The sequence below is a fragment of the Saccharothrix sp. AJ9571 genome, from assembly GCF_021725495.1.
Classification (GTDB): Bacteria; Actinomycetota; Actinomycetes; order Mycobacteriales; family Pseudonocardiaceae; genus Amycolatopsis; species Amycolatopsis magusensis.
In genome coordinates this window covers 6081533-6097199 of the sequence record NZ_CP091382.1, presented here as the reverse complement: position 1 = coordinate 6097199, position 15667 = coordinate 6081533, and the positions used below count along the sequence as shown (strand labels likewise).

Annotated in this window: 13 protein-coding genes; 8 read left to right on the top strand and 5 right to left on the bottom strand. The window is 70.5% G+C overall.

What is annotated here, in order from left to right:
• Window positions 1-136 precede the first annotated feature (136 nt).
• From L3Q67_RS28305 to L3Q67_RS28290, 4 genes are all read right to left on the bottom strand, one after another.
• Entirely contained in the window at window positions 137-598 is a 462-nt protein-coding gene (locus tag L3Q67_RS28305) for an SRPBCC family protein (protein ID WP_499184473.1), read from the bottom strand.
• A 23-nt stretch (window positions 599-621) separates the two neighbouring features.
• Complete coding sequence (locus L3Q67_RS28300) at window positions 622-822, bottom strand: MbtH family protein (protein WP_499184472.1); 201 nt, start codon at window positions 820-822, stop codon at window positions 622-624.
• A 152-nt stretch (window positions 823-974) separates the two neighbouring features.
• Window positions 975-1181, bottom strand: coding sequence for an MbtH family NRPS accessory protein (locus L3Q67_RS28295; RefSeq protein WP_499184471.1), 207 nt, complete (start codon window positions 1179-1181; stop codon window positions 975-977).
• Window positions 1182-1214: 33 nt separating this feature from the next.
• Complete coding sequence (locus L3Q67_RS28290; protein ID WP_499184470.1) at window positions 1215-3992, bottom strand: AfsR/SARP family transcriptional regulator; 2778 nt, start codon at window positions 3990-3992, stop codon at window positions 1215-1217.
• Between the two features lie 886 nt (window positions 3993-4878).
• Between L3Q67_RS28290 and L3Q67_RS28285 the strand changes: the two genes are divergently transcribed.
• Entirely contained in the window at window positions 4879-7686 is a 2808-nt protein-coding gene (locus L3Q67_RS28285; protein WP_499184469.1) for an AAA family ATPase, read from the top strand.
• Window positions 7687-8170: 484 nt separating this feature from the next.
• Here L3Q67_RS28285 and L3Q67_RS28280 read toward each other — a convergent pair whose 3' ends face one another.
• On the bottom strand, window positions 8171-8812 hold the full coding sequence (locus tag L3Q67_RS28280) for a FadR/GntR family transcriptional regulator (RefSeq protein WP_499184468.1): 642 nt from the start codon (window positions 8810-8812) through the stop codon (window positions 8171-8173).
• A 185-nt stretch (window positions 8813-8997) separates the two neighbouring features.
• Between L3Q67_RS28280 and L3Q67_RS28275 the strand changes: the two genes are divergently transcribed.
• The 7 genes from L3Q67_RS28275 to L3Q67_RS28245 all read left to right on the top strand — a co-directional run bounded on the left by L3Q67_RS28275 (window position 8998) and on the right by L3Q67_RS28245 (window position 15607).
• On the top strand, window positions 8998-9702 hold the full coding sequence (locus L3Q67_RS28275; protein ID WP_499184467.1) for a DUF998 domain-containing protein: 705 nt from the start codon (window positions 8998-9000) through the stop codon (window positions 9700-9702).
• 73 nt (window positions 9703-9775) lie between these two features.
• Window positions 9776-10537: a Rossmann-fold NAD(P)-binding domain-containing protein gene (gene fabG, locus L3Q67_RS28270; protein ID WP_499184466.1), complete on the top strand. Its 762-nt coding sequence runs from the start codon at window positions 9776-9778 to the stop codon at window positions 10535-10537.
• A 4-nt stretch (window positions 10538-10541) separates the two neighbouring features.
• Complete coding sequence (locus L3Q67_RS28265; protein ID WP_499184465.1) at window positions 10542-10994, top strand: MaoC family dehydratase; 453 nt, start codon at window positions 10542-10544, stop codon at window positions 10992-10994.
• 95 nt (window positions 10995-11089) lie between these two features.
• On the top strand, window positions 11090-12127 hold the full coding sequence (locus tag L3Q67_RS28260; RefSeq protein WP_499184464.1) for a phosphotransferase family protein: 1038 nt from the start codon (window positions 11090-11092) through the stop codon (window positions 12125-12127).
• Window positions 12128-12129: 2 nt separating this feature from the next.
• Window positions 12130-13353 (top strand): acyl-CoA dehydrogenase family protein, encoded by a 1224-nt coding sequence (locus L3Q67_RS28255; protein WP_499191665.1) that lies wholly within the window; start codon window positions 12130-12132, stop codon window positions 13351-13353.
• Window positions 13350-14528 carry an acyl-CoA dehydrogenase family protein gene (locus L3Q67_RS28250; RefSeq protein ID WP_499184463.1) on the top strand — a complete coding sequence of 393 codons (1179 nt, stop codon included), beginning with the start codon at window positions 13350-13352 and terminating at the stop codon, window positions 14526-14528. Before L3Q67_RS28255 ends, L3Q67_RS28250 begins: the two co-directional genes overlap by 4 nt.
• On the top strand, window positions 14525-15607 hold the full coding sequence (locus L3Q67_RS28245; RefSeq protein ID WP_499184462.1) for an acyl-CoA dehydrogenase family protein: 1083 nt from the start codon (window positions 14525-14527) through the stop codon (window positions 15605-15607). Before L3Q67_RS28250 ends, L3Q67_RS28245 begins: the two co-directional genes overlap by 4 nt.
• Window positions 15608-15667: the final 60 nt, after the last annotated feature.

Sequence of the window (15667 nt, the reverse complement as noted above, 5' to 3'; positions counted from 1 at the left end):
GCAAGTAATGCCCCACTCATAGCATTCGCCCGTGCCGACTTGACTGGCAACACTCGGCGCACCCGGCCGGACACGAAGGTGGCCTGGGAGCGGGATTCCGCTCCCAGGCCACCTTCGTTCCGTGCTCTGCCTGGCGTCAGCTGCCGGGGCGCGGGACGTCACCGCGCCAGGAACCGGATTCCCGGCCGCGGCTTTCGATGAAGCTCTCGAACCGCTTCATGTCGCCCTTGATGCGCCGGTCCAGCACGCCGAGCTTGTCACCGACGTTCTCGATGAAGCCCTCCGGATCGATGTCCATCTGCGCGGTCACCCGGGTCCGGTTGTCGTCGATCCGGTGGAAGGTGATGACACCCGCGTGCCGCGGCCCGTCATCGGAGCGCCACGCGACGCGCTCGTCGGGGTGCTGCTCGGTGATCGTGGCGTCGAACTCGCGCTCGGCACCGCCGATCTTCACCTTCCAATGGGTGTGCGTGTCGTCGAGCTGGCGGACCTCCTCGACACCCTCCATGAACTGCGGGAAGGACTCGAACTGGGTCCACTGGTTGTACGCGGTGGAAACCGGTACTCCGACTTCGACGGTCTCGGTGATCGTTCCCACGGGTTCTCCTCGATCGCGGTTGCTTACGCGATCCGGGTACCCGTGTTCCGCTCGGTCACACACGTGGCGTGGATGTAGTCGAGCGCGTCCTGCCGCGGGGACTCGGCCAGCACCGTGGCCCACCCCGCCGGGATCTCGACGAACGACGGCCACAGCGAGTACCGGCCGTTCTCGTTCAACAGCACCACGAACCGGCCCCGGGGATCCGCGAACGGATTGCTCATCACCGCCGACCTTTCCTGCCCCTCTGACGGCCGGTTCCCCGCCGGCCCGTTACCCCACGGTAGGCAGGCGGCGACGCGGGGGCAAAGGTTTCTCCGGGGTTCGCTGTCCACCCGCCGGCCACCGGCGAGTAACTCGGCGTCGTCGTCCCTGGTCAGACGGCCGCGGTGACCTCTTCGCCGAACAACAGCTCGGTCTGCTTCGCGGTGATGAACGTAATGGCCTCGGATCGCCAGGTGGCGGACAAGGCCACCCGCCACCCCCTCGGCACGTCCACGTAGGACGGCCAGAGCGTGTGCTCGCCGCTCGCGCCTTCCAGCACCAGGAAGCGCGCGCCGGGATCGTCAAGGAACGGGTCCACGGGCCCTCCTCGGGTACCGCCGCTCACACGACGTCACGAGGCGCACTTCTCCTCGGCCAGCGCCGGTGCCTCCCAGCCGGTGGCCTCGGCCCACTCCCGCGCGCGCCGCTGCTTGTCCGCCCGGTCCGAGCGCGGGAGCTGGGCGTAGGCCACGTCCCGGACCAGCGAGTGGCCGAACACGTAGGCCGCTTCCCCGCCCGCCCCGGCCGGACGGGCCCGGCGCACGAACTCCAGCCGTTCCAGGTTGCCCAGCGATCTGGCGACCTCGGCCTGCTCGCGGTCGCCGACCGCGGCCACCGCCGCCGGGGTGACCGGCTCGCCGACCACCGAGGCGTCCAGCAGCACCGCCTTGTCCACCGCGGGCAGGGTGTCCAGCCGGGCGGCGATCACGCTGTGCACCGCCTGGGGCAGCGGCAGCTGGTCGCGTTCGGAGTCGGGCCAGTCGCCACTGCGCAGCCGGTCGGCCAGGACGCGGGCGTACTCCACGGCGAACAACGGGTTCCCGCCGACCCGCACGGCGAGCACGCGGCAGAACTCGGTGAGGGAATCCCGCACGATCGGGTCCTGTTCGGCCTCGGCCGGGTCACCGGCCACCAGGTGCCGCAGGATCCCGGCGATCTCGTTGTCGGACAACGGATCCATCGTCGTGGTGGTGGCGTGCCGCCGTCCGCCGCCCCAGCCGGGCCGGCGCTGCAGCAGTTCCGGGCGCGCGGTGGCCACCACGAACAGCGGCACCGGCGCGGCGTGGTCGGACAGTTCGTCGACGAAGTCCAGCAGTTCGTCGGTGGCCCAGTGCAGGTCCTCCAGCACCACGACCACCGGCCCGGCGACCGCGATGGCTTCGAGGAACCGGCACCACGCGGCCAGCATCTGCCCGGGATCGGCGGGCTGGTCGCCCAGCCCGGCCAGGCGGCACAGGTTCTCGCGCATCCAGGCGGCGGCCTCGGCGGGCACCGCGAGCCGGTCGATCGCGGCGGCGATCTTCTCGCGCACCAGTCCGGCGGAGTCGGCGGCGGAGAAGCCGCAGTGCTCGCGCAGGACCCCGGTCAGCGCGGCGTAGGGCGCTTCGGCGGCGAACGGCTGGGTGTTGCCGGTCAGCGCGGCGGCGATCTCGCCCCGTTCGGCGGCCTGCCTGCCGAACTCCGCGAGCAGCCTGCTCTTGCCGATGCCCGGCTCGCCCAGCATGGTCACCAGGTGCGGGCGCCGCCAGCCGCGGACCTGCCCGAGCAGGCTGCGCAGCACCTGGAGCTCGTGGTCCCGGCCGACCAGGCCGGGCCCGGTCTCCGGCACGCTGATCGCCCGCGGCGCGGGCGCCACGGCCAGCGCGCCCCGGCCGCCGCCGGGGACGGGGGCGTAGGTGACGGCCTCCTCGGTGGCGTGCCGGGTGGCATCGCAGACGAGGATGTCGCCGTCGGGCACCGCGGACAGCAACCGCGCGCAGCCGTCCATCACCGAGCCGGTGACCATGGGCGGCGCGTCGCAGCCCGCGGCCCCGTAGCGGACCAGCGCGCTGCCGGTGGCCACCGCGACGCCGACGCTGATGCCGGTGGCCGCGCGGACCCCGAGTTCGGGGATCTCGTCGGCGAGGAACCGGTCGCGGATGGCCAGCGCCGCCCGCACCGCGCGCTCGGCGTCGTTCTCGTGGTTGCGGGGCACGCCGAACAGCACCAGGTACATCGGGCCGATCGAGCCGCCTGCCACCCCGTCGAACCGCCGGACCTCACCGCCGATGATGGCGCTGATCCCGCGCATGGCCTCGTCGACGTCCTCGGGGTCGGCGTCGGCCATGCCCGGCCCGAGTTGCGCGGAAACCAGTACCGCGCTGACGTTCTTGCGTTCCGCCCTGGCGTCGGCCGGGGCCGACGGCGGCAGCCGGACGGCGGCGACCGGGGCCGCGTCGGCGCTCTCGGCCGGTTCGGGCGTGTCCGGGCGCACGGGCGGTTCCGGGGAGAGCCGGCGCTGGCCGGGGATGGTCCGCGTCCCGGTGGCGATGGTGGCGGGGTTGATCGTGGTGGCCACGCGGATCTGCCCGGCGGGCACCCCCGGCACGGTCAGCGCGGCGTCCTGGTTGAGGATCATGCGCTGCAGTTCGCGGAGTTCGCGGCCGGGTTCGATGCCGAGGCCGTCGACGAGCAGCGCGTAGGTGCGGCGGTAGACGTCGAGCGCGTCGGCCTGCCTGCCGGAGCGGTAGAGCGCGAGCATCAACTGCCCGCACAGCCGCTCGCGCAGCGGTTCGGTGGCCACGACCTCTTCGAGTTCGGCGATGACCTCGTGGTGGCGCCCGCAGCTCAGTTCCGCCTCGAAGCGGTCCTCCAGCGCGACCAGCTTCAGCTTCTCCAGCGCGGCCAGTTCGGGCCAGGCGATCCCGGTTTCGACGAGGTCGGCCAGCGCGGGCCCGCGCCAGAGGCCGAGCGCCTCGCGCAGGGTGCGGGCGGCCGGTTCGGCCAGTCCTTCGGCCAGTTCCGCGCGGCCGCGCTCGGCGAGGGTCTGGAAGTGGTGCAGGTCTACGGACTCGGGGTCCACGCGCAGGAGGTAGCCGGGGGCGTGGGTAAGCAGCATCGGGGTGCGACCGGCGGCGTGCGGGCGGGAAGCCAGGGTGCGGCGGATACCGGAGACGGCGTTCTGCACCATCTTGCGCCCGGTCGAGGGCACCCCGTCGGCCCAGAGCGCCTTGACCACGTGACTGGTCGGCACCACGTTGTTCGCGTGCAGCAGGAGGTAGCCGAGCACGGCCCGCTGCTTCACGCCGCTCAGTTCCACCGGCGGCCCGTCGTCGACTATCTCCAGGGAACCGAGAACGCAGAACCTCACGAACATTCACCCCGACTCTGGCCGGTCAAACTCGAAAAACTTTCACATCGAGCGAGTTCCGGCATTTCGGACCGAAATCCGCTTCCTCGGGCGGTCACCGGATCGCCGATCAATCGCTTGTGGCAATTGACCGGCCCCCCGGCAGCGGAGTCGCCACGACGTCCTCCGCGCCCACCGAGCGGGCCCCAGTCCCTCGACTCATGTAACTGCTCGAGTGCACCTATCGTCACACATGAGTCACTCCACAGGTACTGCGGAACTCCACAGGTCGATCCACAGAGATGTTGGGAACTATCCGCCCGACCTGCGTAACAGCGTCATAGAACTGGGCGAAATGCCTTGAATGGCAAGGAAATCGCAGGTTCACCGGCGGATGGGCCCCCGCGCGGGGGTGGTCCGGTGACACCACGGCGTGCCACAGTGGATGATCACGAACCGTAGTCTCCGCACACGGCCGGTGACCCCTCCGCAGGGCCGCGGACCGCCGGGGGCGCCCCGGACGGCGCACGGCGGGGGGCAACCTTAAGTGCATGTTAATTCGCCGCATGGGGGGACGGGCTCGCCTAAGATACGGATTGCCCAAACCGGTCCGGTCGCCCAGTTCGGCCCGTCAGCGGGAGGTGTCCATTAATGCGCTCTAACGTGAAACGCGCACGCAACACAGTGAACACCGTCGCGTTCGATCTCGCAGCCCCGGCGGCGCGAATCACACTTCCCGCCGCCCTCGCCCGCTCCGCACCTCCCCCGGTCGGCGGTACCCGGCGAGCACTCGTCTTGACAGCCGCCGGACTCCGGTGACAGGGTCGCTCGATACCTGTCGGACAGCCGGACAGGACGCTGGTCAGCGCGAGCACCCCGGGCCGGGAACAGGACACGGGAGGTAGCCGTGGAGGGTTTCGCCCCACACGCGCCGCGGCTTCGCGGGCGCGCCGAACAGCTGCGCGTGCTCGGCGAGCACCTCGACGCGGTGGCCTGCGGCCGTCCCACCATCCTGAACCTGGCCGGCACAGCCGGTTCCGGCAAGACCGCCCTGCTCGCCGCGGCCTCCGGCGAGGCCGCCTCGCGGGGGTTCCGCGTGCTCACCGCCCGCTCCGCCCGGCTCGAACGCGACTTCGTCTTCGGCGTGGTGCGCCAGTTGCTGGAAAGCACGGTGTTCGAAGCGAGCCAGGAGGAACGCGAGCGGCTGCTCGGCGGGCCCGCGGCGTTCGCCGTGGAGGTGCTGGAAGCCGGGCCGTCGGCCACCGCGGTGGACCTGCACTCCACCTTCCACTCCCTGTGGCACCTGTCGAGGTCCCTCGCCGAGGGTTCCCCGCTCCTGCTGGTGATCGACGACGTGCACTTCGCGGATTCGCTGTCCACCCAATGGCTCGACTACGTGTCGCGGCGGCTTTCGGGGCAGCGCATCGGCATCTTCACCGCCGGCACCCGCGGCGCCGAGGCGGGCCCCTTCGGCAGGGCACCCGGGGTCACCGGCGCGGAGCAGCTGGAGATCGGCGGCCTGGACGCCGAGGCGATCACCGAGCTGCTCACCGGCACCCTCGGTGAGGACGTCTCCGCCGAGTTCGTCCGCACCTGCCAGACGGCGACCGCCGGGAACCCGGCACTGCTCGAAGGCCTGCTGCGTTCCTGCCACGCGGCGGGCGAGCGGCTGGACCTGTCCCGGTTCGGCGCGCAGGAACTGGCCACCACCATCTACCACCGGCTGGAGCAGGAGGACACCGCGCTGGTCTCGCTGGCGCAGGCGATCGCCGCCCTCGAAGGCACCGACGCCGACCTGGAGCTGGCCGCCGCGGTCGCCGGCCTGCCCGCCTCGGCCACCTTCTGGGCCGCGCGGCGGCTGCGTGAGATGGACCTGCTCGCCGACACCGAGACGCTGGCCTTCACCGAGCGCGGCATCCAGGCCGCGATCGCCTGCCGACTGACCCCGCAGGACCTGCACACCGCGCACACCAAGGCCGCGCGCTTCCTCAACGGCGTGCACGCGCCGTGCGCCCGCATCGCCGCGCACCTGCAGGAAACCCGTCAGGTGGGCCAGGACTGGGCGGTGCACACCCTCCTGACCGCCGCGCGGGACGCGATCACCGACGGCGACCCGAACACCGCCGTGGTGCACCTGCGCCGGGTGCTGCACGAGCCGCTGTCCGCCGAACAGCGCAACGAGGTGCTGTTCGAACTGGGCTCCGCCGAGATCCACGCCGACCCGCCCGCGGCCGTGCACCACCTGTCCATGGTGGAGTCGGAGAACGCGGATCCCCGCCGTCAGGCCAGGGTCGCCACCCTGCTGGCCGGTGCACTGTCCGAATGCGACAGGTTCCGCGAGTCGCTGAACGTGCTGCAGAACGCGGTCGACCGGCTCGACCCGCACCACCCGGAACTGGCCTCGGAGCTGGAAACCGAGATCCTGTACCTGTCGCGCCACGATCCGCACACCGCGACCACCGTGCCGCAGCGACTGGCGAACCTGCGGCGCCGCAACAGTTCCACCCCGCAGGCGCGCCGGCGGCTCAACGCCTTCGTGGCCGAACACGGCGCGGTGGCACTGGACCACATGTCGGCCGCCGCCCTGCGCCGCCTGGCATTGGACTCCACCCCACCCGGCTCGCTGAACGACCTCGGCGAGCTGCGCGCGTTCGGCGCGGTGGTCGGCGCACTGTCCAATTTGGAGGAGTACGACCTCGCACTGCAGATCTGCGAGGAAGTGCTCGACGACCGCAGGCGCAGCCTGCCGCTGGCGACCGGGCTGGCCAGTGCCTACTGCGCGGACATCCGGTACCAGATCGGCCAGCTCACCTCCGCCCGCTCCGACGCGCAGACCGCGCGGGACAAGCTGGAGGCCTTCGAAATCCGCCGCGGCATCATCCCGGCGCTGCTCGACGGCACCGAAATGCGCCTGGCCGCGATCCAGCAGGACACCGAAGCCGCCGAACTCCTGCTGGCGCGCCACCGGCACATCGCGAAGACCACCTATCTGCGCACCTGCATGGCCCTGCACGGCCGCGGCCTGCTGCACGCGTCGCTGGGCAACCACACCGCCGCACTGAACGACCAACTCGACTGCGGGCGGCGCCTGGAGCGGTTCGGCTACGTCGACCACCCGCAGATCCCTTGGCGCGTACCGGCCGCGCTGGCCCAGTTCCAGCTCGGCAACCACGAAGAGGCCATCCTGCTGGCGAAAACGCAGCTGGCCTTCGCCAGGAAGCGGGGCCTGCCGCGCACCCTCGGCATCGCCCTGCACACCGCCGCGACCGTCACCGAAGACGCGCGCTCCGTCGACCTCCTGACCGAGGCGGTGGAGGTACTGGGCCGCTCGCAGGCGAAGCTGGAGTTCGCGCAGGCGCAAGCCGACCTCGCGGTACAACTGGGCTGCGCCGGCGGCCACGAACAAGCCGCGACCATGCTGCACCAGGCCATGTCGACCGCCACCGCCTGCGGCGCCATCGCCCTCGCGGGCCGGATCCACCAGCAACTGCACTCGCCCGCCACCGCGCAGCCCCAGGTCCTCACCCGGCGGGAACACAACATCGCCACCCTGGCCGCCCAGGGCAAGAGCAACCCGGAAATCGCCCAGGCCCTGGTCCTCAGCCGCCGCACCATCGAATTCCACCTGACGAACATCTACCGCAAACTGGGCATCTCACGGCGGAACCAACTGACCCAATCCCTGGTCGGCTCCACCACCCCCACCCCCTTCTGACCCCCCCTGTCACGAATGTGGCTTTCGGGGCGTATTCGGCCCCCAAAGCCACATTCGTGACACTCACCCCCCACCCCAGGTGCGCCGAGTGTGGGTTTCAGCTGCAGGAGCGCAGAACTCGGCTACCTGAACGTGGGACTCGCCCGAAATACCACGACGCCCGGGCGAGTCCCACACTCCCGCACCCGAACCCCACACCCAGGCACCCGAACCCCACACTCAGGAGCCGCCACGTCAAAAAAGACGCCGTGAATGTGGCTTTCACGGCGAATTCCGCCGTGAAAGCCACATTCACGGCACCAGCCACCCCCACCACCCCACCGCACCCGGGCACCCCACCAGACCCCGACGTCACCCGGCCCTCCCCATCCCCGGTCCCCAGCCCAAAACACGGCGAGTGCCTCGATGTCAAGGCATCTTTCCCGCCTTGACATCGAGGCACTCGCCGTAGTCACAATAAAAAACCGGGGTGACCCCAAGAACCCTACGCAGAAACAACTGCACTCAAAGACTTTTCCACCAATTCCAGATGCACAGTCATAGCCCCCTCAGCACCCTCCACCACCCCCGAAGCAATCGCCTCGACAATCACCTCGTGCTCCCGATTCGACCGTTCCCGCCGATCCGCGAGCTTGTTCAAAAAGAAAGACTGCTGCCGCAAAGCGTCCCGGATTTCCTCGATGACCTTCGCGAACACCGGATTCCCCGAGGCCTGCGCCACGCTGATATGGAAAAGCGTGTCCAACGCGACCCATGCCGTGTCGTCGGTTTCCTGCCGCATTCGCTCGGTCAGCGAGGTGAGCCGGTCGAGGTCGTCGGCGCCGCGGCGGAGGGCGGCGTACCCGGCGACCGGGATCTCCACGTGCCGCCGCACTTCGAGCAGGTCCCGCGCCGAGTACGAGCCGAAGATCGGGTTCTGCGCCGCGCCGGCGGCCTGCACGTAGGTGCCCTTGCCGGTGCGCGACACCGTCAGCCCCAGCGCCGCCGAAGCCCGCAGCGCTTCCCGGATCACCGACCGGCTGACGCCGAGCGTCTGCGCCATCGCCGCCTCGGCCGGGAGCTTGTCGCCGACGCGGTACTCGCCACGCTCGATGGCCCCGCGGATTTCGCCGAGCACGGCCTCCATCGCGGTCACCCGGCGAGGCGCGACCCCGCCTGTCCGCCTGTCTGACAGGCTCATGGCGATACAAAGTGACACGACCGCCCACCGGTGTCAAGCAAGCGGGTCGACAGCTCGCTCTCAGGATTTCGTCATGTTCGGTCCATAACCTCGAAACCGGACAGTCAACACCGAGCGCGCCGAGGAGTTCCATGACGCCGCCCGCCCGCACTTCACCGGCCGACGCCTTCGCCGGGTTCGCCGCACTGGCCACCGGCGTCGTGCTGGTCGCCCTGCTGCACGTCCTGCCGGGCACCGCCGACATCAGCCCGGTCCGCCGGACCATCAGCCAGTACGCGCTCACCGACAGCCGCTGGATCTTCGACCTCGGCCTCGTGCTGGTCGCCGTCGGCTCAGCCGTGCTGCTCTACGCGCTGATCCGGCGCGGCCTGCTCGCTCCGGTGTCCGCGGCCACCGTGTTCGGCGGCCTGTGGACCGCCAGCCTGCTGCTGATCGTGGCCTTCCCGAAGACGAACTGGGCGGTCGGCCCGAGCCTCGGCGGCACGATCCACCGGTACGCCAGCGTGGTCGCCTTCGTCGCGCTGCCGCTCGCGGTGATCATCGGCGCCCGCTCGGTGTTCCGGCACTCCCCCACCGCCCGCCGGATCGCGGTGTTCTTCGGGGTCACCTCGCTGATGTGGTTCGGGCTGATCCTCGTCGGCGTGCTGAACATGCTCGCCGGCGGCGAGGCGTGGTGGACCTTCGTGCCGCTGGGCCTGGTCGAGCGGCTGATGGCGCTGAACGAGATGTTCGCGCTCGTCGCACTCGGCTACGGCGCGCTCCGGGTGAAGCACCCGGCCGAGGCGAACATGACACAGGTCACACCCGAGGGGGAACCGGGACTAGTAACTTCCTAAGCGCTTGCTTAGCGCGGCGGCCGGGCGCATGCTCGAAGCCGTCGCGCTTTCGTACTCGCTTCAGGAGGTACAAGTGACCCAGTCCCCTTCCCGTGTCGCGATCGTCACCGGCGCCGGTCGCGGTATCGGCGCGGCGGTGGCCGCGCGGTTGTCCGCGGACGGATTCGCCGTCGGACTGCTGGACCTGGACGCCGACGCCGTCAAGCAGGGTGCCGAGACGCTGACCGCGGGCGGTGGCCGCGCCGTCGGCGTCAGCCTGGACGTCAGTGACGCCGAGCAGGTGGAGCGCGCGGTCGCGCAGGTGGCCGATGAGCTCGGCCCGCCGACCGTGCTGATCAACAACGCCGGCATCACCCGCGACAACCTGCTGTTCAAGATGACCGACCAGGACTGGGACTCGGTCATCGGCGTGCACCTGCGCGGCTCGTTCCTGATGACGCGCGCGGTCCAGAAGCACATGACCGAGCAGGGCTGGGGCCGGATCGTCAACCTGTCGAGCACCTCGGCGCTGGGCAACCGCGGTCAGGTCAACTACTCCGCGGCGAAGGCCGGGCTGCAGGGCTTCACCAAGACGCTGGCCATCGAGCTGGGCAAGTTCGGCGTCACCGCGAACGCCATCGCCCCGGGCTTCATCGCCACCGACATGACCGCCGCCACCGCCGAGCGGGTGGGCATGGACTTCGAGGACTTCAAGAAGGCCGCCGCCGAGCAGATCCCGGTGCGCCGCGTCGGCGAGCCCGCCGACATCGCGAACCTGGCGGCGTTCCTGGTCAGCGAAGGCGCCGGGTTCATCTCCGGCCAGGTCATCTACGTCGCCGGCGGACCGAGGGACTGAGACCATGCGCACTTTCCCCGACGTCGACGCCTTCACCGCCGCGGTCGGCGAACACCTTGGCCACAGCGAGTGGCTGACCATCAGCCAGGAGCAGGTCCAGCAGTTCGCCGACGCCACCGGTGACCACCAGTGGATCCACCTGGACACCGAGCGGGCCGCGGCCGGGCCGTTCGGCGGCACCATCGCGCACGGCTACCTGACCCTGTCCCTCATCCCGCGGTTCGGCAAGGACATCTACCGGGTGGACAACCTGTCCATGGGCATCAACTACGGCCTGAACAAGGTGCGCTTCCCGCAGCCGGTGAAGGTCGGCTCGAAGGTGCGCGCCGGTGCCGAACTCGTCGAGGTGACCGACGTGCCGGGCGGCAAGCAGGCGGTGGTCCGGTGGACCATCGAGATCGACGGCGAGGCGAAGCCCGCATGCGTGGCCGAGACCGTCGCCCGGCTGATCCGCTGAGCCCGCCCACCGGGCGGCACCCGGCCCACCCGCCTGTACTCCATACCGACTAGTCGGTACGCTTACCGGAACGCCGAAATTCGACAGGAGAGCAGATGGCCACCCGCGAAGACCTGCCCGGACTCGACCTCGAGCGCCTGCGCGCGCACGTGGACGAGGTGCTGCCCGGACTGCTGTCGGGACCGCTGCGCGGCACGGTGATCGAGGGTGGCCGCTCCAACCTCACCTACGTGGTCGGTGACGGTACCGGCCAGTGGGTCGTGCGCCGCCCGCCACTGGGGCACGTGCTGCCCACCGCGCACGACATGGTGCGCGAGCACCGGGTGATCACCGCGCTGCACCCCACCCGGGTGCCGGTGCCGGAGACGCTGCTGCTGTGCCAGGACACCGAGGTGCTCGGCGCGCCGTTCTACCTGATGGAGTTCGTGACCGGCACGCCGTACCGCGCCCGTGAGGAGATGGAGGCGCTCGGCGAGCGGCGCACGCGCGACATCGCGCTGGCACTAGTGGACACCCTGGTCGACCTGCACGCGGTGGACCCGGCGGCGGTGGGGCTGGGTGACTTCGGCCGCCCCGAGGGCTTCCTCGAGCGGCAGTTGCGGCGCTGGAAGAAGCAGCTGGACGGCTCGCGCAGCCGGGAGGTCCCCGGGATCGACCGGCTGCACGACCGGCTGGCCGCCGCGGTGCCGGTTTCGGGCCCGCCCACGGTGATCCACGGCGACTACCGGCTGGACAACGTCCTCGTCGCGCAGGACGGCACCGGCGACCGGATCACCGCGGTGCTGGACTGGGAGATGTCCACCCTCGGCGACCCGCTCACCGACGTCGCGCTGCTGCTGGCCTACGCCGAGCGGGACGCGGTGAACCTCGGCTTCGTCTCCAGCGCGACTTCGGCGGCGGGTTACCCGACCTCGGACGAGGTGGTCTCGCGCTACGCCGAGCGCTCCGGCCGGGACGTGTCGAAGCTGAACTGGTACGTCGGGTTCGCCTTCTTCAAGCTCGCGGTGATCCTGGAGGGCATCTACTTCCGCTTCACGCAAGGGAAAACGGTGGGCGAAGGCTTCGAGAAGGTCGGGGCCGGCGTGGCTCCGCTGGTCGCACACGGCAACGAGATTCTCAAAGAGGAGAAGTGACGATGGAATTCGCCTACGACGCGAAGACCGAGGAACTCCGGGAGCGGCTGCTGTCCTTCATGGACGAGCACGTCTACCCGGCCGAAGCGGTGTTCGAGGAACAGCTCGCCGAGCGCGACAGCGAGTGGACCAGCGTGCCGATCGTCGACGAGCTCAAGGCGGAGGCCCGCCGTCGCGGGCTGTGGAACTTCTTCCTGCCCGGCGACCACGGCGGCGGCCTGACCAACCTGCAGTACGCCCCGCTGGCGGAGATCACCGGGCACAGCCCCCGGCTGGCCCCGGCCGCGCTGAACTGCGCCGCCCCGGACACCGGGAACATGGAAGTGCTCGCCATGTTCGGCACCGAGCAGCAGCGCAAGCAGTGGCTGCAGCCGTTGCTGGACGGGGAGATCCGCTCGGCCTTCGCGATGACCGAGCCCGACGTGGCCTCGTCCGACGCGCGCAACATCTCCACCCGCATCGAGCGCGACGGCGACGAGTACGTGATCAACGGCCGGAAGTGGTTCATCTCCGGCGCGATGAACCCGAACTGCCAGATCTTCATCGTGATGGGCAAGACCGATCCGGACGCGCCGCCGCACCGGCAGCAGAGCATGATCCTGGTCCCCCGCGACACCCCAGGCATGACCGTCAAGCGCGGCATGAAGGTGTTCGGCTACAGCGACGGCGACCACGGCGGGCACGCCGAAGTGGTGTTCGAGAACGTGCGCGTGCCTGCGGAAAATCTGCTCACCGAGGAGGGCAGCGGGTTCGCCATCGCGCAGGCCCGGCTCGGCCCCGGCCGGATCCACCACTGCATGCGGCTGATCGGCATGGCCGAGCGGGCGCTGAAGCTCACGTGCGAGCGCACGCTTTCGCGGTCCACCTTCGGCAAGCCGATCGCCGAGCAGGGCGTGGTCCAGGACTGGATCGCCGAGTCGCGGGTGCGGATCGAGCAGCTGCGGCTGCTGGTGCTCAAGACCGCCTGGCTGATGGACACCGCGGGCAACCAGGGCGCGCACACCGAGATCCAGTCGATCAAGATCGCCACCCCCGCCTCGGTGGAGTGGATCATCGACAAGGCCATCCAGGCACACGGCGCCGGTGGCGTCAGCCAGGACTTCCCGCTGGCCGAGCTGTGGATGTCGGCACGCATGCTGCGCCTGGCCGACGGCCCGGACGAGGTGCACAAGCGCTCGCTGGCCCACCGCGAACTCAAGCAGTACCGGACGGAGCACGCCCGATGACCATCACCGCCGACGACCTGCGCGAGCGGACCCGGAAACTGCTCGACGAGCACGACATCGCCGACCGCTCCGCCTTCCTCCAGGCCCGGTTCGACGCCGGACTGGCCTGGGTGCACTTCCCCGAAGGCCTGGGCGGACTGGACGCGCCGCGTGCGCTGCAGTCCGTTGTGGACGCCGAACTGGCCGCGGCAGGCGCACCGGACAACGACCCGCGCCGCATCGGCATCGGGCTGGGCATGGCCGCCCCGACCATCCTCAAATTCGGCGACGACGAACAGCGCAAGCGCTACCTGCGTCCACTGTGGATCGGCGAAGAGGTCTGGTGCCAGCTGTTCTCCGAGCCCGGCGCGGGCTCGGACCTCGCGGCGCTGGGCACGCGCGCGGTGCGTGACGGGGAAGACTGGGTGGTGACGGGACAGAAGGTGTGGACCTCCAGCGCGCACACCGCGCGCTTCGCCATCCTGGTCACCCGCACCGATCCGGACGTGCCCAAGCACCAGGGCATGACCTACTTCATCTGCGACATGCACGCCCCCGGCGTCGAGGTCCGGCCGCTGCGGCAGATCACCGGTGAGGCCGAGTTCAACGAGGTCTTCCTGACCGGGGTCCGCATCCCCGACGCGAACCGGCTCGGCGAGGTCGGCGAGGGCTGGAAGGTCGCGCAGACCACGCTGATGAACGAGCGGGTCGCGATCGGCGGGCACGCCATCCCGCGCGAGGGCGGCATGATCGGCATCGCCGCGAAGCTGTGGCGTGAACGGCCGGAGCTGCGCACGCCGGAACTGCACGACCGGCTGCTGCGGTTGTGGGTGCGGTCCGAAGGCGTGCGGCTGGCCGGGACGCGGCTGCGCCAGCAGCTCGCGGCGGGTTCGCCCGGCCCGGAGGGCTCGGGGATGAAGCTCGCGTTCTCCACGCTGAACCAGGAGATCTCCGGACTGGAACTGGAACTGCTCGGCGAAGAGGGCCTGCACTACGACGACTGGACCATGAGCCGTCCGGACAAAGTGGACTTCACCGGGCGTGAAGCCGGGTACCGCTACCTGCGGGCCAAGGGGAACTCGATCGAGGGCGGTACCTCGGAGATCCTGCGCAACATCATCTCGGAGCGGGTGCTCGGGCTGCCGTCCGAGCCGCGCGTGGACAAGGACGTCGCCTGGAAGGACCTGCCCCGATGACCGCGGATCTGCTGTACTCCGACGTCGAGGACGACCTGCGGGCGAGCGTGCGGGCGCTGCTCGCCGACCACTGTGAGCCCTCGGCGCTGCTCAAGCGCGCGGAAAGCGGTGAACCGTACGACCTGAAGCTGTGGCGTGCGCTGGCCGGTGACCTCGGCGCCGCCGGGCTGCAGGTGCCCGAGAACCGTGGCGGACACGGGGCGTCGGCCCGGGAAATCGCGCTGGTACTGGAGGAACTGGGCCGCAGCGTGGCACCGGTGCCGTTCCTCGGCAGCGCGGTCTTGGCCACCAACGCGCTGCTCGCCACCGGCACGGACCACGAACTGCTGGGCAAACTGGCCGCGGGCACCACGACCGCCGTGCTGGCTGTGCCGCTGTCCAGCACGGCGGACACCTTCAAGTCCACAGTGGAGGCTTCGGACGGGGTGCTGACCGGCCGGGTGGGCACGGTCGCCGACGCCTCGGTGGCGGACGTCCTCGTCGTGCCCGCCGGGGACGGCCTGTACATCGTGGACTCCGGGTTCACCGTGTCGGAACTGGTCTCACTGGACCTGACCCGGCGCGTCGCCGACGTGACGCTCTCCGGCGCCCACGGCACGCTGATCGCCTCGGGCGCCGAGGCGACGGAAGCGCTGACCGCGGCCTTGACCGCCGGTGCCGCCCTGCTGGCGTCCGAGCAGCTGGGCTTGGCGGAGTGGTGCCTCGAGGAAACCGTGCGCTACCTCAAAGGGCGGTACCAGTTCGGCCGTCCGGTGGGTTCGTTCCAGGCGCTGAAGCACCGGCTCGCGGACCTGTGGCTGGAACTGGTCTCGGCCCGCGCCGCCGCGCGCTACGCCGCGGACTGCCTGGCGCGGCAGGACCCGGACCTGCCGGTGGCGGCCGCGGTGGCGCAGGCGCTGTGCTCGGACATAGCGGTGCACGCGGCCGAAGAGTGCATCCAGCTGCACGCGGGGATCGGCATGACCTGGGAACACCCGGCGCACCTGTACCTGAAGCGGGCGAAGGCGAACCAGATCGCCCTGGGCACCGCGGGCCGGCACCGCGCCGCGCTGGCCACCCTGCTGGACCTACCGGGCTAGTTCTTGGACACAAATGTGGCTTTCGGGGCCGAATACGCCCCCAAAGCCACATTCGTGTCC